This window comes from Candidatus Enterococcus leclercqii (genome assembly GCF_009933135.1).
GTDB lineage: Bacteria > Bacillota > Bacilli > Lactobacillales > Enterococcaceae > Enterococcus_C > Enterococcus_C leclercqii.
This window is the reverse complement of record NZ_MAEH01000014.1, coordinates 202462-223839: the sequence shown is the minus strand read 5'-3', so window position 1 is coordinate 223839 and position 21378 is coordinate 202462. Positions and strand designations below refer to the sequence as shown.

Below are 21378 nucleotides of genomic sequence, written 5' to 3'. Positions count from 1 at the left end.
TTCTTTCACCTCTATCCCTTCAATTTTACCGTATTTTCCAGAGGATTTCACCTCAGATTTTTTTCGTTTTTGTTTCCTACTTTAATTGTAGGAAACAAAAACGTCTGAAATTTATTTATCTGTATCTTTCAATAAGATATTACCAGTAGTTGTAGATAGGTCCAATTGTGCCAAGCTATCTTCCACTACGCGACGGAACTGCAGCAATTGGTTCAGTTTTTCTCTTTTTTCCCGTACAATCTCGACTTCACTCATTCGGGAATTAATCTTACCCAGATTAGTCTTAGCCACGCCTTCAACTCCCAGATCAGCCGGTAACGCAACTTTCACATTGCCATTCACCGAACTGGCGTCCACTTTTTTCAAGCCACGCTCCTTAAAGGTCAATTTAATATCTCCGTTGACCAGTGAGGCGCCGATAGTTTGTGGGGTCGCCTGTACTGTAATTCCGCCGTTGACATTTTCGATGATTGTGTCCATGATTTCGCCATCAGCGATCTTGATATTGCCATTGACACCGGCAACCTCCAGCATAGTTGCACTGATCTTTTCAAAATCAATATTGCCGTTAGTTGACTGGGTGTAGACATCCTTCGCTTCCAAATCCTTGACGAGGATATTGCCATTCAAAAGTTTGACTGACACATGATCATACATCCGTTTTGGCAAATAGAAGCTCAAATCAGCACGCACTCGTTTGTTAGGCACATGGAAAAGAATATGATCGTCATCAACTTCAATCTTGCTGCGATCATTGAAGGCATCAATTGGTGTCGCTGCATCCATCTTCCCATACAACGTAATTTTCGCGTCTACTTTCACATGATCTTCTTCCCAAAAATCGAAAGTCACGTTTCCGTTAGCGGCTTTGACATCAAGAATTGTCGCTTCTGAGGCAGGAAACTCGAATGTATGGTCAAATTTAGTATTGGCAACGCCTGGTACGCGGATGCTGATATCTTTCCATTCTACGTTGTCGTTAAACGATTGCGAAACAGAATTGATGGTTTGCTTGAAGAAGCGCCCCAACTGACTACCAGCTTCTGCCATTTTTTCGCCGGCCTGGCTGAAAGCTTCAGTTGCTTGATCTTTCCATTCATCATTAAACTTATTACGAAAATCATCTTTCATTTGGGACCATTGATCTTTTTTCAGACCTTTCAAACGGTTTTCCAACTCTGATTTTTCAACTTCGAGGTCATCAGCAGCTGCTTCCAATGCTTGCAGTTCCCCTTCTAACTCTCGCCGTTCAGTTAGTTCTTCTTCCGAAAGAATACCTAATTCTTCTTTGGTGTTCAATTCCATCAGTTGCCCTTGGATTTCTTCTTTTTGGGTATTCAGTCCCGCGATTTCCACATTCAACTCGTCCAGTTCGGCTGAGGCTTGATTAGCTTCTGTAGCCAGGTCATCCAAGATTGATTCCAACTGCTTACGATCTTCGTCTTCTTTTTCTTGGAGTGTTTGAGCGAAATCTTTTTCTTCAGGATCTTCCAGTAATGTTTCAACCGTTTCCTGTTTTTCGGCTGTCACTTCATCGTTTGCTTTTTTGATTTGCTTTTCGTCTTTTTCCTTGGCCATGCTTTCCAGCAGATCTAAGGCTTCCTCTGTTGAAAGCACACCTTTTTTCACTAAGTCCAGTACACGTTCTCTTTCATTCATGGCTTAGGAGCCTCCTTGAGTGTTTCATATTTGCAGGTATCTGTCATTACCTTACATTGCTATTATGCCAAGAATGCTTCCCTTTGTCATAGGACTAAAGACCGAACTTTTTCCCAACTATCGATGTAGAAATGATTGCTTCCGGTTTCATGCGTCCTCTTACTCTTTTTGCCGCTAAAAATAAATTTCTTCAAATTACGATTAAAAATCACTCATTAATAACTATTTCCAATCGCATTAGTCAATAATAACCTTACCTTTATTGAAACGAGTAGATGTTATGGAAAAAATCAGCGGATTGCTCTTTTGGATACCAGTTGTCTTATTTTTTTCAATCGCCCTATTTTTTGTGCGTTGGAGCAAAGACCGGATCACATTAGCCGGATTGTCACTTGTCGTGTTTTTCTTTATTTATCAAGTCCTCAACCATCGTCACTTTGATTCTCCGTGGCTTTTATTCTTACGGCTCTTGGGACTCTTTTTTTCGATGATTTTCCTGATTATCTTTTTGAAAAAGCAGAGTCGCTGACTACCTTACCTTACTTAAATTAAAATAAGACAAAAACGGCCTCAATCCCAAAAGTAAAGGATTGAGGCCGCTTCTTTGATTAAAACTCTTCGTCGTGATTGGAATTTAGTTCTGTGATCTTACCGGTAGCCAAGTAAACGATCCATTCGCAGATATTAGTCACGTAATCCCCGATACGCTCCAAGTACTGAGCTACTGACAAGTAGTCAGTTCCGCTGATGACGGTCTCAGGGTTTTCTTTCATGGCGTCGATTGCTTTATAGTAGATTTGGCTATAGAAATCATTGATTCGCTGGTCCATATCGGCAATCAGACGTGCGTCTTCTTCGTTGGTCTTCACATAAGCCACTAAGACATTGTCTACCATTTTTTTCACGTAGTCAGACATATCTGAAATTTGTTTTTCGATATCTGGGATTCGTGTTTCCCCTTTGACTCGGATCGTTGATTTAGCGATAGATACCGCATGGTCGGCCATCCGTTCCAAATCTGAGCTGGCTTTCATAACTGTGATAATCATACGCAAGTCTGTTGTCACTGGTTGTTGCAAAGCAATCATCTCAAAGCTCTTTTTCTCCAGCTTGACCTCCATATCATTGATTTGAACATCGTTTGCGATAACTTCAGCGGCAAGCTCCTTGTCGTGCTTGATATAAGCTCTTACCGATTTATGGACCGCATTACTCACCATCATCCCCATCTCGTAAAACTGATTGTGGAGATTCAATAATTCTTCTTCAAATTGTGTCCGCAACATATTGTACATTCCTCACTTTCGTCTCACGAAAAATCGCTGATATCAGCCGAAGCGTCCGGAGATATAATCTTCAGTTTCTTTTTTACTAGGATCCAAGAAAATCTTTTTGGTGTTATCAAATTCAATCAAATTGCCGTCCAGAAAGAAGGCTGTTCGGTCAGAAATCCGGGAAGCTTGTGACATGTTGTGAGTCACGATAATCATCGTATACCGTTCTTTCAATTGGAAAAGCGTGTTTTCGATTTTCCCTGAAGAGATGGGATCCAGCGCACTGGTAGGCTCATCCAGCAAAATAATATCTGGATCCACCGCCAATACCCGTGCAATACACACCCGCTGTTGCTGTCCCCCGGATAAAGAAAGGGCACTTGAATGGAGCTTGTCTTTAACATCTTCCCAAACAGAGGCGGCTTTCAGGCTTTCTTCCACCACTTGATCCAGCTTTTCTTTGTCTTTTTCACCTTTTAATTTTAACCCATAGATGACGTTTTCGTAAATGGAAAATGGAAAGGGATTTGGCTGTTGAAAGACCATGCCGATTTCCTTGCGCAACTCGACAATGTCTTGTCGAGGACTATAAATGTCCTGGCCTTTGTATTGCACATTGCCGGTGACAGTCACTCCGGGAATCAAGTCATTCATTCGATTCAACGTTCGCAGATAAGTCGATTTCCCGCAACCGGAAGGACCAATCATAGCGGTGATTTCATTACGGTTGAAACCCATGGTAATACCCTTTAGCGCTTCTTTTTTTCCATAATACAGATGCAAGTCCTGTGATGATATCAACTGTTCAGACATAGTTTTCCTCCTGAAAAGGCAAGCCACCGGAAACAAACAGCCACCGGCCGCCGTAGCCTTTGCTCTTAGCCGAAATGCCCTGAGACATAATCTTCAGTGGCTTTAATCTTCGGTCGGGTAAAGATTTTACGGGTTTCATCATATTCCAACGCATGACCTAAATAGAAAAAGGCAGTATAATCACTGATTCGAGCCGCCTGTTGCATATTGTGGGTCACGATGATGATCGTGTAGTTTTCTTTTAGATTTACCAGTGTTTCCTCAACTGTCCCGGTAGAAATCGGATCTAGTGCCGACGCAGGTTCATCCAGCAATAAGATGTCTGGTTTCATCGCAATCGCCCGGGCAATGCACAGGCGTTGCTGTTGTCCACCGGATAAGGCTAACGCACTTTTATTCAGGCTATCTTTCACCTGGTCCCACAGTGCTGCTTGCTTCAAGCTGGTCTCTACAATTTCGTCTAGCTTGTGTTTGTCTTTTTCACCGTGTCGTTTTAAAGCAAAGGTAATGTTTTCATAAATAGATTTACTGAAGGGATTAGGTCGTTGAAAGACCATTCCAATTCGTTTCCGCATCTCGTAGACGTCGATATCGGATCGATTCACATCTACGCCTTTGTACATAATTGAGCCAGTGACTTTCGTTCCTGAGATCCCGTCATTCATGCGATTAAGTGAACGAAGGTAGGTGGACTTACCGGATCCCGATGGTCCAATTAAAGCGGTGATGCATTTTTTTTCAAATTGTAAATCAACCCCGTGGATTGCTTCATTTTCACCATACCAGACCTTCAAATCTTCAGTATGCAAAGCAACATCATCGGGTTTATCAAAAGTGATAATATTGCGTTCATTGATATCGTAGCTCATGAGTTTGCTCCAATCTTATGCGGAAGTCATTTTCTTGTACAGACGCTTACCGACAGCTCGGGCGCCGAAGTTGAACAACAAGACAGCGATGATCAACACTGCCGAAGCACCGGCAGAAACCGCTGCGCCGTCAGGCATCGTACCTTCAGTATTGATCTTCCAGATATGCACAGCCAATGTTTCTGCCTGCCGGAAGATGCTGATAGGGCTGGATACGCTCAACGGGTTCCAATTCGTGAAATCCAAGGCGGGCGCACTTTGACCAGCTGTGTAGATCAATGCCGCCGCTTCCCCGAATATCCGACCCGAACTCAAAATGACACCTGTCAAAATTCCTGGTGTCGCTTCTGGAACTACGATTCGTAAAACCGTCTCCCACCGAGAAAGTCCCAGAGCTAAGCCCGCCTCACGTTGGGTGTAATGAACAGCCTGTAAGGATTCTTCGACATTCCGGGTCAAAAGCGGCAAGTTGAAAAAGGTCAATGCCAACGCACCAGAAATAATGGAAAAACCGTAACCAAACTGGATAACAAAGACCAGAAAACCAAACAACCCCACAACTACTGAAGGCAAGGAACTCAAAATTTCAATCGAGGTTCGGATGATATCTGTCACCCAGTTCTTTTTGGCATATTCTGAAAGATAGATGCCTGCGCCTAAAGAGATTGGAAAACTGATTAACATCGTGATAAACAACAAGTAAAAGGAGTTGAACAGCTGGATTCCGATCCCGCCGCCTTCTTGATAGGCTCTGGAAGGCTGTGTCAAAAATTCCCATGAAATGTGTGGCAAGCCCCGAGCTAAGATGTATAGCAGTAAAGCCGCCAAGATCAAAACAATCGTTGCTGAAATGCCGTACAAAACTCCGGTTGCAATCTTGTCTGAGCGTTTTGCATTCATTTGCTAAAGGCCCCTTTCTTCCCAATCAAACGGATAATAATATTAAAGATTAATGACATCAACAAGAGAATTAATGCCAGCGACCACAACACATTATTTTCCGCTGTTCCCATGATGGTGTTCCCGATTCCCATGGTCAAAATCGAAGTTAACGTAGATGCTGGTGTTACCAGAGAAGTTGGCATCAAAGCAGCATTACCGATGACCATCTGGATAGCCAAAGCTTCACCGAACGCGCGCGCCATGCCGAAAACCACGGCAGTTAAAATCCCCGGTACCGCTGCCCGCAAAACGACCTTGTAAATTGTCTGCCAACGAGTGGCTCCCAATGCTAATGAAGCTTCTCGATAATGCCGAGGAACAGACTTTAGGGCATCAACCGTCATGGTCGTCACCGTTGGTAAAATCATAACGAACAACACAAAGGTCCCCGCAAGAATACCAAAACCGGTGCCGCCAAAAACGGAACGAACTGCCGGAACAATCACCGACAAACCGATAAAACCATAGACGACTGAAGGAATCCCCACCAACAGCTCAATAACCGGCTGGAGAATTTTTTGTCCTTGTTTTGGCGAGATTTCTACCATAAAGACCGCCGCCCCAATTGCAAAGGGGGTAGCTACGATTGCCGATAAGAAAGTTACAATAAATGAGCCGGCAATCATCGGGAGTGCACCAACTTGTGGCTTCCCATCAGGACCTAGCTGACTGGGATTCCAATCCGTGCCAAACAAAAAATTCATGACACTAATCTTATCTTTGAAGAATGTTGCCAATCCCTTGCTGGCAACAAAATAGAAGATTGAAACAACTACCACTACGATCAATGCGATACACAGAAAACTGATGAACTTTCCCCGTTGCTCCATCCGTGCCCGTTTGGACTTAGTGGTCAACGCTTTTTTAACATCTTCTTCCAAAATGATTCCTCCTGAACACTCGGTTTGAGCTCATTGATATTGAGATTTGGAACAGTTTACGTCAAATTCAGAATACCATGTTGCTGCCGGCTTGTCCTTTTCGACCTATCCCTGGGCGCCTTTTGGCATCTGGACTACAAGCACAACGCGATTGAAAAGCTATTTCGGCTACCAACATGATTTTTTCCGCTCTCAACAAAAAAACAACCGCCGTACTCCATCGCTACACAAGCGAGAAGCAGGTGTTGTCTTCCTGCACAGAATACTGTTTTATTTTAGGTGACCAACATCAATTTTGGATAAACTTATTGTAAATTTTGTGTAAAGATCCAAAAATAAGGGCAGCTTGTAGAATCAAAAGACCGAAAAATCACAATGTCTTCACAGTGCTCCTTGAAAAATCCCTACTAGTTGATCAGATTTCCTTGCCAGTCTCGTTCTACCTTCATCTTGGAGACCGGAATATAACCCAACTTGCCTACGATTTCTTCTTGTACCTCAGCAGACAAGATATAATCCAAAAAATCTTGCGTCAATGCATCAGGTTTTCCCTTTGTATACATATGCTCGTAAGCCCAAATCTTCCAATCATTGGTGGTGACATTTTCATCTGTCGGCTCCACACCATCAACTTTCAACGTTGCGACATCTTTTGAAACATAGGAAAAAGCAACATAACTGATTGCTCCCGGTGTGTCTGCGACGATTTGACGAACCATCCCACTGGAATCTTGCTCTTGAGCACGGATGGCAGTTTTTCCTTCCAATACCCATTTTTCGAAAGTTCCCCGAGTCCCAGAGCCAGCTGCTCGGTTCAAGATGACAATCTCCTGATCTGCGCCGCCTACTTCTTTCCAATTCTTGATTTCACCCAAAAAAATATCCCGCAATTGCGTCATCTTTAGATCCGTTACACCAACTTTTTTATTGACGATTGGCGTAATTCCAACAGTCGCTACCTTATGATCAACTAACTTAGAAGCGTCAATCCCACTTTTTTCTTCAGCAAATAAATCGGAATTACCGATTTCAACAGCCCCAGACTGTACTTGACTCAAACCAGTCCCACTTCCGCCCCCTTGGACATTGATGAATTTGCCTGGGAATTTGTTCTGGTATTCCTCTGCTACAGTTTCTACCAAAGGCTGTAGTGCCGAAGATCCCACTGCCGTAATGGATTCTCCGCGATCAATCCATTTGGCACATCCCGTCAAAAGTACGCAAGCACCTAAAGCCAGCGTAAGAAAAATTCGTTTTTTCATAATTCAGCAATCTCCTTTTTATGCTTCAACTCATTCAGCATTACCGTTTTTAAAACTGTTCATTATTGTAACAGGCTACATACTTACCGTAAAGGATTTCTCATAATTTCATTTTTACCAGCACCCTCTTTTAAAAAGAACAGGGTTGCTGCAAATAAATCTATTTTAACATTAGCAGTGATTATTGAAAATCTCAAATCCATCTTGTAGCCGGTATTATTTTTACAACGTCTCTAAAAAAAGACTAGGCTGCTTTCTTGGGATATGCTATACTGTCCATTGAAAAACGTCCCTAAAAAAGAACGAACGTATTTTCTTGCTTCCCCAAACGAGAAAACCCTTTTACTCCCGTTGTTCTAGACGTTTTCAATCAGCAGTGACTCCCCCATAGTCCCCGCTGATTTCGAAAAGAGGACCTACCCCGGTTCCTCTTTTCGGTAATACATAGAAACAAAGACGATCAGAGCATCCTTCAATGCTTATGATCGTCTTTTTTTAAAGTAATGGCGAAATCAGCCGAGCTAACCCTTCTTTGATTTTGATTATCAGTCCTCGATTTTGATAACTTGTCATAGTCATCGGTTTCGAATCTCGACTATCTTGGAAAAAGGCGTCCCGCACCGTTTGTGCCATCTGCTCATCATACAAAATGCAATTCACCTCAAAGTCCAATCTGAAAGAGCGGACATCAATATTTGCCGAACCGACGGACACGATGCCGTTGTCAACAATCATTGTTTTGGCGTGCATAAAACCCTTCTCGTAGGTCTCCACCACCGCCCCATATTCCAGTAATTCCGCAGCAAAAGAATAGGTTGCCCAATAAACAAAGGGGTGATCTGGCTTATTGGGGATCTGTAATTGCACAGAAACACCTGAAAGCAAGGCCAATTTCAACGCTTCATGGATCGATTCGTCAGGAATATAGTAAGGGGTTTGGATTAAAATCTCACTTTTTGCCATGCTTATCATCTTCAAATAAGTCATTTTGATCTGCTCAAATTCTGAATCTGGGCCACTGGTAACAACTTGCAAGGAAACTTTTCCTTGATCTGCAATCTCAGGAAAAAATTCTTTTGCATAATGCACTTCATCCGTATGCTGTGAATTCCAATCCATCAAAAAGCGATTTTGTAGAGAATAAATGGCTTCTCCTTTAATTCGCAGATGATTGTCCCGCCAATAGCCAAATTTTTTCACCAACCCCAAATATTCATCCCCCACGTTAAAGCCGCCAGTATAGCCGATACAACCATCGATAACAACGATCTTGCGGTGGTTACGATAATTGATGCGCGGGTTGATATAAGGAACAAACAGTGGGAAAAACAGCGCCACCTCACCCCCGGCTTGCTTCAATTCATCAAAAAAGTTCAAGGAAACTTGCGTCGATCCCCAAGCATCCAATAAAACTCGCACCGCCACTCCTCTTTTAGCTGCTCGCACCAGTGCATTTCTGACTTCTATCCCCAATGAATCGCTGCGATAGATGTAATATTGCATATGGATATGATTTTGGGCCTGTTCAATATCTGCGATGAGGGCATCAAATTTTTCCCGCCCATCCGTATATAGCTTGACATCATTAGTCGTGGTATACAACGAGCGCTCAAAAACGGTCAGCATGTAGACCAACTGCCGGACGTCCACTTGAGCTGTTGGCGGATGAGGAAACAGATCTCGCTGCAGCGCTTGTCGTTGCTCTTCAATCTCTACATTCATCCCCAGCTTGCTTTGCATTTTCAAATCAAAAATTTTATCTTTTGATATCCCGCGACCAAAAAAGATGTAGAGAACAAAACCCAGAATAGGGATGAACATCAATACCAATAGCCAAGCCCAAGTCTGGGCTGTCTGCCGCCGCTCCCGGAAAACGATTACAACAGATAATAAAATATTAGCAATGACAATGATTGTAAAAATATTTTCGGTAATAAGCTGCATTCTTTTTCTCCAACTTGAACACTTTTCTTTCAGGATAGCGGAACAATAGCAGCTTGTAAAGCTGCAGGCCTACAGTTTTATCCATCCATTGTTTCCAGCTTTCAGATTGCAACTTTAGCCGGAATTTTGAGTCAAGCTGACTCCGGTTGATGCAGACATAAAAAAAGCGATCCGAATGATCGAATCGCTTTTTACAATCAGATTTTTAAGAAACGGCGCATGGATAGAACAGATCCCAGAGAACCGATCAAGAAGCCAACCAGTACCATCATTAGAGAAATTTTCCACCCCAATGCATCTGGCGTTACCATACTGTAATTTGAACGCAGCAAAATCGGGTTCATAATTTGGTAAACCTTGCCATAACCGAAGACTACCAACAAAACAGGAATAATCGCACCAATCAGTCCAATCCAACCGCCTTCAAGGAAGAAAGGCCAACGGATATAACCATTTTTGGCCCCTACCAAGCGCATAATCTGGATTTCTCGTTGTCGAGAAATAATCGTGATTCGGATCGTGTTGGAAATCAAGAACATCGCGACAAACAGCAGTAACGCTGCCGCAGCCAGTCCCCAAGTTTTCACTAAGTCAGCAATCTTAAAGATTTTTTCAGACTCCAAACCACCGTAATCTGCCTTGTACACATTGGCCAATTTCCCGGCATCCTCTGCGACGTTTTTCGTCAACTTCGGCTCAGTAGTGCTCACAATGAAAACATCATATAGCGGGTTGCTGTCTTCATCAAACAAATCCCATTCCGGACCCATTGTCTTTTTAATTTTGTTCAGCTCAGCATCTGCGCTCGAGAATTTAACATCTTTTACATTGCTCAGCTGCTTTAGCTCGGTTTCTAATTTTTCGATTTCGGGCTTTTTCGTCCCGTACTCGATAAAGACTGAGACATCAACGTTGCTTTCGATATCCTCAGCTAACTTGGTGGCATTCATAATAACCGCCATAAAGATCCCCACCAAGGATAAAGTAATAGCCACAGCACTGACTGAGGCAACTGTCATCCACCCGTTACGCTTCAGGCTCTTGATACTCTCAAGTAAATGACGGAAAAAAGTTCTAATCATCGTATCCGTATTCCCCTTCCGCTTGGTCTCGAATGATTCGACCATTTTCAATGGCAATCACTCGGTGACGAATCGTGTTTACGATGGTCGAATTGTGTGTCGCCATCACGATTGTCGTGCCTTGGGCGTTGATACGATCCAAGAGCTTCATAATTTCCCACGAATTTTCCGGGTCAAGGTTCCCCGTTGGTTCATCACAGATTAAAACTTTCGGCGTATTAACGATTGCCCGGGCAATTGATACCCGCTGTTGTTCCCCACCGGAAAGTTCACTTGGAAACACCCGAACCTTATGCTTTAGTCCCACCAGATCCAATACTTCCATAACCCGTTTTTTTATTTCACGGGGTTTACGTCCAATGACTTGCATTGCATAAGCTACGTTTTCATAAACCGTTTTTTTCGGCAACAGCTTATAATCTTGAAAGACAACGCCAATTTCACGACGCATCAGTGGGATTTCACGATTTTTGATTCCCACCAAATCGTGTCCGGCAACGTTCAATGTGCCTTTTGTTGTTTTTTCTTCTCGATACATCAACTTGATAAAAGTGGACTTACCAGCCCCAGAAGGACCTACCACGTACACGAATTCACCTTGATCGATGTTGATGGTGATATTACGGATGGCAGTTGTACCGTTGGAGTACTTTTTCATTACATCCTTCATTTCAATCATGGCTATCTCTCCATCTTGATAGATTTCAATACTCACGTAGTATAGCACATGAATATTGCAACTTTCTTTCATTAGGTTACATTTATGTGTCAATTATTGGCATACAGCAAAAAAACCAGTGGGAAGCGGCATTTGAAATCCTCCTTCTCACGAATTATTTCCAAAGAAGATAGCAAATAGCTTTATTTAATGCATGGCACTTTGCAAAAGATCATCGAAAGAAACGGCAACTGCCATTTTATCCGATGATCACTCTTGTATTTATTCCCGATTGAGCTTCAACTTCAGATAGGCATCGATGAAACCATCCAGTTCCCCATCCATGACTGCTTGCACATTCCCAGTTTCAAAATTCGTCCGATGATCCTTCACCATTGAATAAGGATGGAACACATAGGAACGAATCTGGGAACCCCAACCAATTTCTAACTGTTCCCCTCGCAGGGCGGCTGCCTCTTGTTCTTGTTTTTCAATCTCCAATTGATACAGCTTAGCTTTCAACATTCCCATCGCTGTATCTCTGTTTTGAAATTGAGAACGCTGTGCTTGGCTGGCAACTACGATCCCGGTAGGAATATGGGTGATACGGACGGCGGAGGAGGTTTTATTGATGTGCTGTCCTCCAGCCCCGCTAGCCCGAAAGACGTCTACACGGATATCATCTGGGTTAACTTCGATATCAATATTGGCATCCAATTCCGGCATCACATCGCAAGAGCAAAAAGAGGTATGGCGACGTTTTGCCGAGTCAAAAGGTGAGATACGAACCAAACGATGGACCCCTTTTTCCGATTTTAGATAGCCATAGGCATTGTACCCTTTAATCAACAAGGTCACGCTCTTAATACCGGCTTCATCTCCCGCTTGATAATCCAGCGTTTCCACCTGATAGCCATGTTGATCAGCCCATCTGGTATACATACGCAACAGCATGCTGCCCCAGTCTTGAGACTCGGTCCCGCCGGCTCCTGGATGCAATTCAACGATGGCATTGTTATGATCATAAGGCTCGTCTAACAGCATCGACAGCTCATAAGTATTCATCTGTTCGGCAACTTGTCCCAGACGTTCCTCCAGCTCTTGCTGCATCTCCTCGTCGGGCTCTTCAGTAATCATTTCTTCCATCATAACCAGCTCCTCGACTTCTCCGGCCAAATGCTGGAAAGAGTCGTAAGCCTCTTTGTTGGCATTGTTTTCGTTGATGACTACTTGGGCAGCTTCCGTATCGTCCCAAAAGCCCGGTTCAGCCATCTTGTGCTCTGCTTCAGCAATGTCTTCTTCCAACTGATCTAAGTCAAAGAGACCCCCTAAAGCTTGTGATTTTTGTTTGCATTTCGTCAAGGGTGTTGCGGATTTCTGCTAATTCCATCTTGATCGCTCCTCTTTATAAACTCATTATTCTAAACTGATTATTCTCCCATTGCCTCAACGATTCTTCGAAAAAAGTAATCGCAGTTGAGATTTTTTCATTAAAACAGGCTGGTAAAAGCACCAGCCTGTCTGCATCCTTCGATTATTGTGACAGCTTTGGCGAAATTTGTCAAAAGGTGACGAACTTACAAGCCTTTGCCGTGACAATTTTTATACTTCTTGCCGCTGCCGCAAGGACATGGATCGTTTCGACCAACCTTTTCCACATGAACTGGGGCTTGTTTTTGCGCCTGTTCTTCTTCTGGCTGTTCCGGCTGTCCTTGTGCTACTTGTTCCCGTTGAACGTTTTGACGGATCTCAGCTTTCATAAACAGACGGGTTACTTCAAATTCGATGGCACCAATCATGTTTTCAAACATGTTGTAGCCTTCTGTCTGATATTCAACCAATGGATTGTTTTGACCATAAGAACGCAAACCAATGGATTGACGCAATTGGTCCATCTCGTCGATATGGTCGGTCCATTTGGAGTCAACCACTCGCAAGATCACAACTTTTTCAAATTCCAGTAGCTGTTCTGGAGAATTCAACTGTTCTTTTTTCTGATTGAAGATTTCTTCTGCACGACTGTAAAGTTCATCTTTAATCTGTTGTGCATCTTTGTCTTTCAGATCTTTTACTGTGATGGAATCTTCATGGACCAACGTATTACCGGCAAAGTCCACGATTGCTTCCAAATTCCATTCAGGCTGTTCCAGCTGCGTATGAGCATCCACGGCCCGCTCAATTGTGCGTTTCACCATGTTCATCAGCGTGCGATTCAGATCCTTTTCTTCCATGATGACTTCTTGGCGCTGACCATACATAACTTCCCGCTGTTCACGCATCACATCATCATATTGCAAGACGTTTTTACGAGTGTCATAGTTGTTGCCTTCCACGCGTTTTTGAGCACCTTCGACTTGTTTGGTGATCATTTTGGACTGGATTACTTGATCTTCTTCAGCCACATTCAACCGTTCCATGAAGGATTTGATGCGATCAGAACCAAACCGTTTCATCAAGTCATCTTCTAAGGACAGATAAAATTGGGAAACCCCTGGATCACCTTGACGACCAGAACGTCCCCGCAACTGGTTATCAATACGACGAGATTCATGGCGTTCAGTACCAATGACTGCCAAGCCACCCAACTCAGCCACTCCTAAGCCTAATTTGATATCGGTACCACGACCGGCCATATTGGTGGCGATGGTTACTGCACCTTTTTGTCCAGCATTCAAAATGATTTCGGCTTCTTTAAAGTGATTTTTTGCGTTTAACACTTCATGAGGCACTTGTTCTTTATCCAACAAATTAGAGAGTAATTCAGAAGTTTCCACTGCCACGGTACCTACCAAAACCGGCTGGCCCTTGCGATGACGATCCTTGATGTCCTGAACGACTGCTTTAAACTTGCTGTCTAAAGATGGGTATAACAAATCTGAGCGGTCATCACGAATCACTGGACGGTTGGTTGGAATCTGAATGACTTGCATGTTGTAGATTTCACGGAACTCTTCTTCTTCAGTTTTGGCCGTACCGGTCATCCCTGCTAATTTTTTGTACATCCGGAAGTAGTTCTGGAAAGTGATAGTAGCCATCGTTTTGGTTTCGTCTTCAATCTCAACGCCTTCTTTGGCCTCGATTGCTTGGTGCAGACCATCTGAGTAACGACGTCCATCCATGATTCGCCCGGTAAATTGGTCAACAATCATGACTTTACCCTCTGTCACCACATAATCAATGTCTCGCAGCATGATAAAGTTGGCCCGCAATGCTTGATCCATGTGGTGAGTCAAGGCGGTATTTTCGATGTCGTACAAGTTATTCAAACCAAATGTTTCTTCAGCTTTTTCAATCCCAGCTTCGGTCAATCCAATAGTCTTAGATTGAATATCAATCTTGTAGTCTTCTTCATTTTTCAGACGTTTCACAAAATTATCCGTACGGGTATAAAGGGCGGTGGATTTTTCTGCTTGACCGGAAATGATCAACGGGGTCCGAGCTTCATCCACCAAGATGGAGTCAACTTCATCCACCAAGGCAAAGTTCAACGGCCGTTGCACCATTTGGTTGCGATAAACTACCATGTTGTCTCGCAAGTAGTCAAAGCCCAATTCGTTATTGGTGCTATAAGTGATGTCACAAGCGTAAGCCTCACGCTTTTCTTCTGCGGACATGGCATTGGTATTTAATCCAACTGTCAAACCTAAGAAGCTGTACAGTTCACCCATTTCCGTTGAGTCACGAGTTGCCAAGTATTCGTTGACAGTAACCACGTGAACGCCTTCGCCACTCAATGCATTCAAATAAACCGGCATCGTTGCTGTCAAGGTTTTCCCTTCACCGGTACGCATTTCGGAAATATTCCCATCATGCAATACGATACCACCCATGATTTGTACGTGGTAAGGATATAAACCTAGGACACGACGAGCACCTTCACGAACGACAGCGAAAGCTTCTGGCAAGATGTCATCCAATGTTTTACCACTTTTCAGTTGTCCACGAAACTCGTCTGCTTTGTCGCGCAGTTGTTCGTCTGTTAAAGCAGCCATTTGATCGGCATAGCTTTCGACTTTATTGGCGATAGCGTCTAAGCGCTTCAATTCTTTTTTATCATTTTCAATAATCTTACGTAGGAAATTGGCCATGTAGTGATGATTCTCCTTTAAGTCAAATTGTTTCAATGCAGAAACTCTCCAGACTATTTTATCATTACTTTTCTACAAATGAAACAGTTAGAACAAGCTTGGAAGCTCTAAAGTACAAATTCTTAAAACTCTGAGGACTCCACCATCATTTCACAGGTTTTTTGACAATGAAGAAAGCCTCCACTGTCCCCCAATATGGCTGTTCAAAACGCAAAAAACGGGGACGCTATGCGCCCCCGCGGTACTGTTAGGATCAATCAGTTTCAATCAAGCCATATTTGCCGTCTTTGCGACGATAAACGATGCTTGTTCCGTTAGTTTCAGCATCTTCAAAGATGAAGAAATTGTGACCCAACATATTCATTTGCAGCACCGCTTCTTCGCTGTCCATTGGTTTCAAGGACAAACGTTTAGTCCGCACGATATCCAAATCGGTGCCATTTTCTTCTTCAGTCGGTTCATTGTTGAACAAAACTTGTGCATCGCTATTGGGAACACCGGTTTCACGGGATTTCCGATTGATTTTAGTTTTGAACTTGCGAATCTGGCGTTCCAACTTGTCGACCACCAAGTCGATGCTGGCATACAGATCCGGTGATGTCTCTTCAGCGCGCAATACCAGATATGGTAGTGGGATAGTTACTTCCACTTTCGCAGTTTTTTCGGTATATACTTTCAGATTCACATGAGCAGTTGCATTTGGTACGTCATTAAAGTAGCGTTCCAATTTTCCAACTTTCTTTTCCACGTAATCACGAATAGCATCTGTAACCTCGATATTTTCTCCGCGTACATTGTATCTAAACATAACAATTGCCCCTTTCATCTACCACTAAAGAAAGAACGAGGACCACTCTCGCTCCCTCTTCTTACTTTTATTATAGCGGACTCTCACTGTTTTGCAAACTTAAACGCTACCAATTTCAGTATATTCTTAACTACTCTTCTGCCTCAGCGAGCCAGTGAAAAGCTGCGAACCTCAGCTGGTTCATATGCCCATAAAAGTTCGGCTCCATGACGGATCGTTCGACCAGTAGTATAGACATCATCCACCAACAGGATTTTGCGTTTCGTGATGTGCTTGATGGTTGGCAAAACTTCATAGGGCTGCGGCATTTGCAAACGCTCTTGCCGATTCTTTTTTGATTGTGGCGCGCTGTGGCGACTGCGCACCAGCAATTCAGTCGTTTGGATACCGGCAGCTTGTAAAAACGCACTGGTCTGATTGAACCCCCGCTCAAAAAAACGCTCTTCTGACAGTGGAATCGGACAGATTAGATAACCATGATAAGCTTGTAAATGCTTTTTTACTTGCTGATTGAAGGTATGCCGCAAACGAAAGTCCCCAGAAAACTTATAACGACTCAACCATTCGGAGAATCCTTCATCATATTGAAATAATGCGTGATGATGCAACAAATGGGCCGGTCGTTGTGCTTGCCACCATTGACAATCCGGACAAGTACCTGTCACTCCCGACTTGCTGCAATACAAACAATTTGCAGCCGGATCAATCCGAGAAAAAAGCCCACTACAGTCCTTGCAGAGTTCAAAGTCTGAAAGTCGCCAAGGAAAAAGAAGCTCTTTGACCGTCAAATTGCGAATCACCGCTTTTTGACAATAGCCGCAGATCATCTTTTCGCCTCTTTTTTTGCCAATTGGTTCATTTGAATGATTTCCTTTATGGCTTTTCTGATCGCTAGTGTCTGTTCTTGAAAAAAGAAAAGCACACGGCCATTTCGTTGTGTTCCTTTACGATCCACTCGGCCAGCGATTTGCACCAACACGGACTTATTAAAGACCTCGTGTTCAGCTCCCATCACAACTACCGAAACCCTTTCAAAAGTTACACCTCGTTCCAAGATTGTCGTACACAAAAGGATATCCCACTGCTTGTTACGCAGCTGCAAAATCTTTTCTTCCCGCAGCGGATCCTGGGCAGAAACAAAAGTGATCTTTTTTTGCGGCAACTTTTCTTGCAAAACTTTTGTAATGTGCTTCATAAATGCGATATCTGGGCAAAAGAACAATACTTGGTTTTCTTTGAGTAGCTGTTCACAAATTCTCAGAACCCGCGCTAATCGCAAGGGATATTTGGCAAGATTTCGCCAATCCTCTAAAAAGAATAATTCCGGCACTACTAAAGGTCGGCGATGGTAACGCTGGGGTAGATGCAAAACTTGCCAGTTCTCACTTTTTGCTTTCTGTAAAAGGTTCTTCGTAGGTGTCGCTGTCAAACAAACCCGTACGCCCATCGGTTTTAGCGCTTGGGTCGTCCCAAATGCCAAAAGCGGATCGCCTTCATAAGGAAAGGCATCACTTTCATCCACTACCAACAGATCAAAAGCCTGATAGAAATGCAATAATTGGTGGGTCGTACAAACGAGCAACTCAAACTCCTGCCATTGCTCTAAGGCTTTTCCATAGCGCAACAAAATAGCAACGTCAGGAAAAGCTGCCACAAGTCTAGGATAAAGCTCGCGGCAAACATCGATGCGGGGACTCGCGATGGCAATCTGCTTGCCTTCATTAAGTGCATTCTCGATTAGAGGGTACAACATCTCTGTCTTGCCGGCACCGGTAACAGCCCACAACAACACATTTTCCCGGCTATCCACACAGCGAATCAGTTCTTCTGCCATTCTGCTTTGTTGTCTGGTTAATTCCCCTAACCATCGACAGTGGATTTGAGGCTTTGTCTGAAGAACTTCCGCCTCCTCTTTTCGATGAATCGAAACCAGCTGGTCTTGATCAGTCAAACGACCATATAGCACACACCCCGGGCAGTAATAACTTCCTGCAGGCAGCCGAACTTCCCGTAAAGAAAAATGGCTACCACAGCGATTGCAGTAGAGTTGGCCTTTAGTTATCTTCACAGCCTCTCTATATCGCACAGTCTCATCCGCAGCAGCTTGAATCATCACGCCTATTTTATACACTTCTTGTTTGCCATATATCACCATTTTTCATCCCCCACCTCACAAATAGGTACGCAAAAAAATAAGATGACTTGTCTTTAAAAAAAAAAACGGCCTTCCAAAGAGGAAGACCGCTTTTAATCCGACAAATTCGTCGGAAAAGCTTGCATTGATTATTTGTCGATGAGTGTCAGTGCTTGTTTCAACACGTTTTCGCCATTCATCATCCCGTAGTCGGCCATATTGATGATATCCAAAGGAATATCTTTGCCTGCCAAACGTTTTTCAAAGTCGCCTTTCATAAAACGAACTTGTGGGCCTAAAAGTAAAACGTCTACCGGTTTAGCTTCCAAGTTGTTATCGGCATCGGATGCGGAAACTGCAAAGATATCAGCATCTACTCCTTGTGCTTCAGCTGCCTTTTGCATTTTTGTTACCAGCAAGCTGGTACTCATTCCGGCAGAACATACTAACATAATGGTTTTTTTAGCCATGATCATCGCCCCTTCGATTTTGTAGGAATGCACTTACATTCCTATTACTCATTATAGTTTTTCTGTTATATTTGTCAACGTTCTAACGTTTTGTAAGCCTGGCAAAATCGGCAGTTATTCAGCCGGATTTATCTTAATTGGTACAAAGCCCACCAAATCAAGGCGTTTTCACAAGTAACAGCAAAAAACAGCCGCCAACCCGAGATTAAAACAGCCAACTGCTCTTAAGAAGTTTGTTGAAAACGGCGTATTCTTTCTCCAAATTGATATGAACTACTTCATATCCCGCATTAAGCCAGGCGTAAGCGCCTTTTTCCGGATGATTGTAGTCATTAGCCCACCAATCAGTCTGCGTTCGCGCCGTTTTTGGCAAGCCGGTAGCTGGAAATAACAATTCATCAAATTGGGTAAAGGTCAGGGTAACTTGCGATCCACCATTTGTTTTTAAATAATGTGTGATGATATCGTATTTTTTCTTGCGGGATGTCATATAATTCCCCTTCCTCAAAACCAACAACTGCCCAATTGGTAAGTCTTTACATCCATTATCACTGTTTTTCAAAAAGTTGACAAGCATTCCAATCAGGGTTTGCATTGCCAGCTGCTTTTTCCTATACTAAATTGAAGAATACACAAGTTGGTCAGAGGTGAAAGTGATGCGTGATACTTATCAAACAATCCGTGGTGACGGTCAATCCGAAATTGAGATCAAAAAATCTCGCTTTATTACTAGTTTGAAACGGGTCTATTCTGAAGAGGAAGCCAAAGCGTTTATCGCCGGATTGAAGAAGGAGCACTGGAAAGCTAATCACAACTGCAGTGCCTATCTCATCGGTGACAACAGTGAGATTCAGCGTTCTTCTGATGACGGAGAACCCAGCGGAACTGCCGGCGTCCCCATGTTGGAAGTTTTGAAAAAAAATCAGCTAGTCAATGTCTGCGTTGTGGTCACCCGCTATTTTGGTGGAACTAAACTGGGAGCCGGTGGATTGATTCGTGCATATTCCCATGCGGTGTCCCAAGGTTTAAAAGACATTGGCCTAGTTATCGGTAAACTGCAACAGGAGCTTCGCTTGACGATTGACTACAGCTTATTAGGCAAACTCCAAAACTTTCTTGACAACGACTGGTTCACAAAAGACACATCCTTTGCCGAAAAAGTGACGGTTGTCTGTCTAATTGACGAGGATAAGACAGCCCTTTTTGAAGCCGCAGTAATCGACTTATTAAGCGGACAAGTAACGATTGACGTCGGTCCTACCAGCTACCAGGAGCTTCCTTTAGAAACTGCGAAGGAAGAGCTCTTTTTAGAAGATTAAACAGGGCTGTGACAATAGTTAAGTCACCGTTCCGTGAAGTGAACAATACTAAACGTGAAACCCCAAAAGCCGACGATCTTCCATTAAAAATATTGGAAGATCGTCGGCTTTTCATTGCTAAAAATTTCAAATACAGACTTTCCTTGATTTACATGGTTGGTCATGTTCTCTCTTCGAACTAAGACATCAAGAGGGTCACAAATTACCTCATCCGTATATTTTTTATTATTTTTGGTTAAATATCTGCTGTTTAGCACTTGGAAATTACGTATGTCACATTTCCTCATTTGTCTTGCAGTTATTAGCAAAATTCATTTCTCTGGCAACTACACCAGATTCCACCATGATACAGGTAATTTCCTCATTTCAAATGGCGGCTATTTTTCCAAATAAAATTCGAAGCGATTGCCGACATATTGGGTCCGCACATATTCAAAGGGCTGCCCGTCTTCAAAGAAAGAAACTTGACGCATGCGTAAAATGGCATCTCCTCGTTTGATTTGCAGGTACTCAGCAATTTGTTCAGCGGCTAACATCGCTGAAATTGTCTGGTTGGCACCACCAATCTTATGGCCGCCTTTGTCTTCCAAGGTCTTATACAAAGAAGAAGTCACTTCGCCTTTACTGAAATCTTTAATCAAGCTTTCCGGAATACTAGCTACTTCAAAACAAATGGGAACATCATCGGCATACCGAACCCGCTCCATTCGCAAAATCTGTTCATTTTCCTGGAGTTGGAGTTTTTCCATTTCCGAAGAGCTGGGAGCCGTATAAAAATACGACACCACTTTGCTGGAAGGCACTCGCCCTTGTGAAAGCATGATATCGGTAAAACTGGTGGTTCCGGACATTTTTTCCTGAACCTTTTGGCGAGCAACGTAGGTTCCTGAACCGATTTTACGTTCCAAAATTCCTTCATCAGCTAACGTCTGAATGGCTTGACGTAAAGTCATGCGGCTGACACCAAACTGTACGGATAAATCCCGTTCAGAAGGCAATCGATCACCGATGTTCCAGAATCCGCTTTCGATTTTATTTTTAATCTGGTCGTGAATCTGAATATATACTGGTAAGTTATCTGACACCATTTGCACTCTCCCTGAGTTTTATAATGGATTTATTATAACTGGTATATACCTCATTAGCAAATGTTATCGTGTCATCTTTAAGAAGCC

The 21378-nt window shown here is 43.2% G+C and carries 19 protein-coding genes; 1 reads left to right on the top strand and 18 read right to left on the bottom strand.

Annotation, left to right across the window (positions count from 1 at the left end; translation table 11 throughout):
- Positions 1–111 precede the first annotated feature (111 nt).
- From liaX to BAU14_RS07405, 17 genes are all read right to left on the bottom strand, one after another.
- Positions 112–1659 (bottom strand): daptomycin-sensing surface protein LiaX, encoded by a 1548-nt coding sequence (gene liaX, locus BAU14_RS07485; protein ID WP_161899465.1) that lies wholly within the window; start codon positions 1657–1659, stop codon positions 112–114.
- A gap of 608 nt (positions 1660–2267) precedes the next feature.
- The gene (phoU, locus tag BAU14_RS07480) at positions 2268–2945 is read right to left on the bottom strand and encodes a phosphate signaling complex protein PhoU (protein WP_161899464.1); all 678 of its coding nucleotides are present in this window, start codon (positions 2943–2945) and stop codon (positions 2268–2270) included.
- Positions 2946–2987: 42 nt separating this feature from the next.
- Positions 2988–3746 carry a phosphate ABC transporter ATP-binding protein PstB gene (gene pstB, locus BAU14_RS07475; RefSeq protein WP_161899463.1) on the bottom strand — a complete coding sequence of 253 codons (759 nt, stop codon included), beginning with the start codon at positions 3744–3746 and terminating at the stop codon, positions 2988–2990.
- 65 nt (positions 3747–3811) lie between these two features.
- Positions 3812–4615 (bottom strand): phosphate ABC transporter ATP-binding protein PstB, encoded by an 804-nt coding sequence (pstB, locus tag BAU14_RS07470; protein WP_161899462.1) that lies wholly within the window; start codon positions 4613–4615, stop codon positions 3812–3814.
- 15 nt (positions 4616–4630) lie between these two features.
- Positions 4631–5515, bottom strand: coding sequence for a phosphate ABC transporter permease PstA (gene pstA, locus BAU14_RS07465; RefSeq protein WP_161899461.1), 885 nt, complete (start codon positions 5513–5515; stop codon positions 4631–4633).
- The gene (gene pstC / locus BAU14_RS07460; RefSeq protein WP_161899876.1) at positions 5512–6387 is read right to left on the bottom strand and encodes a phosphate ABC transporter permease subunit PstC; all 876 of its coding nucleotides are present in this window, start codon (positions 6385–6387) and stop codon (positions 5512–5514) included. The genes pstA and pstC overlap by 4 nt, the downstream gene beginning before the upstream one ends.
- Before the next feature lie 458 nt (positions 6388–6845).
- Entirely contained in the window at positions 6846–7700 is an 855-nt protein-coding gene (locus BAU14_RS07455; RefSeq protein ID WP_161899460.1) for a phosphate ABC transporter substrate-binding protein PstS, read from the bottom strand.
- Between the two features lie 495 nt (positions 7701–8195).
- On the bottom strand, positions 8196–9644 hold the full coding sequence (cls, locus tag BAU14_RS07450; RefSeq protein WP_161899459.1) for a cardiolipin synthase: 1449 nt from the start codon (positions 9642–9644) through the stop codon (positions 8196–8198).
- A 197-nt stretch (positions 9645–9841) separates the two neighbouring features.
- On the bottom strand, positions 9842–10726 hold the full coding sequence (gene ftsX / locus BAU14_RS07445; RefSeq protein ID WP_161899458.1) for a permease-like cell division protein FtsX: 885 nt from the start codon (positions 10724–10726) through the stop codon (positions 9842–9844).
- A complete protein-coding gene (gene ftsE / locus BAU14_RS07440) occupies positions 10719–11405 on the bottom strand; it encodes a cell division ATP-binding protein FtsE (protein WP_161899457.1) in 687 nt (228 codons plus the stop codon). The genes ftsX and ftsE overlap by 8 nt, the downstream gene beginning before the upstream one ends.
- A 261-nt stretch (positions 11406–11666) precedes the next feature.
- A protein-coding gene (prfB, locus tag BAU14_RS07435; RefSeq protein WP_161899456.1) for a peptide chain release factor 2 occupies positions 11667–12774 on the bottom strand; the annotation gives its coding sequence in 2 pieces (ribosomal slippage) (positions 11667–12701 and positions 12703–12774; 1107 coding nt in all).
- A gap of 187 nt (positions 12775–12961) precedes the next feature.
- A complete protein-coding gene (gene secA / locus BAU14_RS07430; protein WP_161899455.1) occupies positions 12962–15472 on the bottom strand; it encodes a preprotein translocase subunit SecA in 2511 nt (836 codons plus the stop codon).
- Positions 15473–15725: 253 nt separating this feature from the next.
- Positions 15726–16280 carry a ribosome hibernation-promoting factor, HPF/YfiA family gene (gene hpf, locus BAU14_RS07425; RefSeq protein ID WP_161899454.1) on the bottom strand — a complete coding sequence of 185 codons (555 nt, stop codon included), beginning with the start codon at positions 16278–16280 and terminating at the stop codon, positions 15726–15728.
- Positions 16281–16423: 143 nt separating this feature from the next.
- Positions 16424–17107, bottom strand: coding sequence for a ComF family protein (locus BAU14_RS07420; RefSeq protein WP_161899453.1), 684 nt, complete (start codon positions 17105–17107; stop codon positions 16424–16426).
- Positions 17104–18435, bottom strand: coding sequence for a DEAD/DEAH box helicase (locus tag BAU14_RS07415; RefSeq protein WP_161899452.1), 1332 nt, complete (start codon positions 18433–18435; stop codon positions 17104–17106). Before BAU14_RS07415 ends, BAU14_RS07420 begins: the two co-directional genes overlap by 4 nt.
- A 128-nt stretch (positions 18436–18563) precedes the next feature.
- A complete protein-coding gene (locus BAU14_RS07410; RefSeq protein WP_161899451.1) occupies positions 18564–18884 on the bottom strand; it encodes a PTS sugar transporter subunit IIB in 321 nt (106 codons plus the stop codon).
- 205 nt (positions 18885–19089) lie between these two features.
- Positions 19090–19374 carry a DUF7662 domain-containing protein gene (locus tag BAU14_RS07405; protein WP_161899875.1) on the bottom strand — a complete coding sequence of 95 codons (285 nt, stop codon included), beginning with the start codon at positions 19372–19374 and terminating at the stop codon, positions 19090–19092.
- A gap of 166 nt (positions 19375–19540) precedes the next feature.
- Between BAU14_RS07405 and BAU14_RS07400 the strand changes: the two genes are divergently transcribed.
- Positions 19541–20203: a YigZ family protein gene (locus BAU14_RS07400; RefSeq protein ID WP_161899450.1), complete on the top strand. Its 663-nt coding sequence runs from the start codon at positions 19541–19543 to the stop codon at positions 20201–20203.
- A 377-nt stretch (positions 20204–20580) separates the two neighbouring features.
- On the opposite strand, the gene BAU14_RS07395 is transcribed toward BAU14_RS07400, so the two are convergent.
- Positions 20581–21288 carry a GntR family transcriptional regulator gene (locus BAU14_RS07395; RefSeq protein WP_161899874.1) on the bottom strand — a complete coding sequence of 236 codons (708 nt, stop codon included), beginning with the start codon at positions 21286–21288 and terminating at the stop codon, positions 20581–20583.
- Between the last annotated feature and the right edge of the window lie 90 nt (positions 21289–21378).